We start from the raw sequence: 2,517 nt of genomic DNA, 5'->3' as shown, positions 1-2,517 counted from the left end.
CAAGCGTAAGCGCCTCAAAGCCCTCATGAACCCGACCTACCGCCAAGCCGTCCTTGCAGGTTAACGATTCATGATTTCGCCCTGAAGCTTGCCCTCATCCGCATTGACGTTGCCCCCACATGGTCTAGGTTCTTGCCGAAGCGGCCGCAAAAGAGCCGAGATGATAAAACGTTGGGAGAGACGCGGCATGATCCTGACACTGGCGCTGCTTGCAGGTCTTGCCCTCGCCTGGCTGCTGATCGGCATCATGGAAAAATTCCGCCTCGGCCTGCGCTTCACCCAGGCGCTGCTCTATGTGCCGTTCAAGCTCGCCTACCGGATCGCCGACGCCCGCATCAGGATCGCCCGCAACGCGCAGGCTCCCGTCATCTACGTCATCTCGCATCAGTCGCGTTTCGAGCCGGCGCTGATGCTGTCGCTACTACCGGACGACACACTGCACATACTCGACGAGGTCTCGGCGCGATCCCCTTGGCTCGAACCGTGGCGCGGGCTTGGCCGTACCATCGCCTTCAATGCGGAACACGTCTTCGTCAGCCGCCGGCTGGTGCGTGTCCTCAAAGGCAAAGGCCGGCTCGCCGTCTATCTGCCGGATGCGGTCGAGCCTGACGTCAAGACGTTTCGGCTGTTTCGTGCCGTCGCCCGCATCGCCATGCAGGCGAACGCCAGCATCGTGCCGGTCTTCGTCGGCGGCGCACGAAGCCTGCCGGTGTCGTTGACGCCGGCGGACAAGGCACCACGGCACTGGTTTCCGCAGCTGTCGATCAGCGTGCTGGAGCCGATGACCATCGCCGAACTGGTGGTGCGCAACCCCGACCAGGCCTCGAACACCAATGCGCTGTTCGACCGCGTCGCCGAGGCACGGCTTTTCAGCACTAACCTCGATCGTGGCCTGTTCCTGGCCATGCGCGATGCCGCCGACCGCGTCGGCGCTTCTCACCCGATCATCGAGGACGTCATCTCCGGCGCGCTGAGCTACCGCAAGATGTTCATCGGCGCCCGGGTCCTCGGCCGCCGCTTCGAGGCGGTCACGGCGCCGGGCGAAGCGGTTGGGCTGATGCTGCCGAACGCCAATGGCGTCGTGCTGTCGCTCACCGGGCTTCTGTCCGCCGGCCGGGTGGCAGCGATGATCAACTATACGGCAGGGCCGGCGAGCGTGACTGCGGCGGTGCGCACGGCGGTGATAAGGACCGTGATTTCCTCCCGCGCGTTCGTCGACAAGGCCGACCTTGCCGATATTGTCGAGGCTGTCGAAAAGGGCGGTGCCAGGCTGCTTTGGCTGGAGGATGTGCGGGATGGCGTCACGGCGCTGGACAAGCTTGCCGCCGCCTTGCTTTGGCGCTGGCCGCTGCAACGGCTGGATGCGGCCAAGCCGGCGGTGATCCTGTTCACCTCAGGATCGGAAGGCACGCCCAAGGCGGTGATCCTTTCGCACAAGAACCTGCTTGCCAACGCCATGCAGGCCGAGGCACGCATCACCATCTCGCCCGCCGACATCCTTCTCAACGTGTTGCCGGTGTTTCACTCGTTCGGGCTGACGGGCGGCACCATCCTGCCGCTGGTCACCGGCGTGAAGTTGTTCCTCTACCCCTCGCCTCTCCACTACAAGATCATCCCCGAGGTGGCGCGCAAGGCGAAACCGACCATCATGTTCGGCACCGACACGTTCCTCGCCAATTATGCGCGCACCGCCAAGGATGGTGATTTTTCCAGCCTGCGCTTTGTCGTCGCCGGCGCCGAGGCAGTGAAGACGGAAACCCGCCGCATCTATCGCGAACGCTTCCAGGCGGAGATTATCGAAGGATTCGGACTGACCGAGGCCGCCCCCGTGGTTGCCGTCAACACCGCAATCCATGGCCGCGACGGCACCGTCGGCCGGCTGCTGCCGGCCATGCGCATGAAGCTGGAGCCCGTCGAAGGCATCTCCGGCGCCGGACAATTGTGGCTCGACGGACCAAACCTGATGATGGGCTACATGACCGCGGAGCGTCCCGGTGAACTGCAGCCGTTGACCGGCTGGCACGACACTGGCGACATCGTTTCGGTCGACCGCGAAGGCTTCATCACCATACGCGGCCGCGCCAAGCGCTTTGCCAAGATCGCCGGCGAAATGGTGTCACTCGGCGCGGTCGAGATGCTGGTGCAGTCGCTATGGCCGGAAGAACGGCACGCGGCGGTGGCCGTGCCGGACAAGCGGCGGGGCGAACGCATCGTGCTGGTCACCACCGCCGACGACGCCAACCCCGACGAGTTGCGCAAATTCGGCAAACAGGCAGGTGCGGCCGAGCTGATGGTGCCCAACGACATCGTCAAGGTCGAGGAAATCCCGGTGCTGGGTTCCGGCAAGACAGACTATGTGTCGACGAGAAAGCTGGCGATCGACAGGCTGGGACTCGGCGTGGGGGGGGGGGGGGGGCCCCCCCCCGGGCCCGGGGAGCCCAGGGTTTTGGGGGGGGTGTTTTTAGAAAACAACCCGCCCCCCCACAGAGAGGCGAGTGGGGTTTGGGGGGGGGGGGG

Annotated in this window: 1 protein-coding gene; it reads left to right on the top strand. The window is 64.9% G+C overall.

Annotated elements, in window-relative coordinates; genetic code table 11:
• Nucleotides 1-187 precede the first annotated feature (187 nt).
• A partial coding sequence (locus NKI20_RS33460) for an AMP-binding protein (RefSeq protein ID WP_352838246.1) occupies nucleotides 188-2,517 on the top strand: 2,330 nt, incomplete at its 3' end.

Source organism: Mesorhizobium sp. M0830 (assembly GCF_040319965.1).
Lineage (GTDB): Bacteria > Pseudomonadota > Alphaproteobacteria > Rhizobiales > Rhizobiaceae > Mesorhizobium.
Note: the sequence above shows the minus strand (reverse complement) of the source record. Positions and strands in the feature narration are given on the sequence as shown.